Consider the following 279-nt stretch of genomic DNA (forward strand, 5'->3'; position numbering starts at 1 on the left):
TTGCACAGGTGATCGAAGAAGAACAGGGCGGTTGCCGCGCCTGCGATGAGCTTGCCCGGCTCGACACCGCGGCCGTGGAAACGGGTCTGATCCATCAGCACGTAGTCCTCGACGCGCATGAGGCAGAGATGGCGGCCCGTACAGGCCCCGACCAGTTGCTCTGCGTCCGCGCAGGCCATGATGATACGTTGATGCGCCATGCTGGCCTGGCCGTCGTCGACCATGTGCAGAACATGGTCGAAACATGGCAGGTCGCTCGTCGATGGCGGCAGGATGGTC

The 279-nt window shown here is 63.4% G+C and carries 1 protein-coding gene; it reads right to left on the reverse strand.

From position 1 onward, the window contains the following. Nucleotides 1-279: hypothetical protein (locus tag QN399_RS26305; RefSeq protein WP_330201942.1), on the reverse strand; the 279-nt coding region annotated here is incomplete at both ends.

The sequence above is a fragment of the Pseudomonas sp. 10C3 genome (assembly GCF_036346185.1).
Classification (GTDB): Bacteria; Pseudomonadota; Gammaproteobacteria; order Pseudomonadales; family Pseudomonadaceae; genus Aquipseudomonas.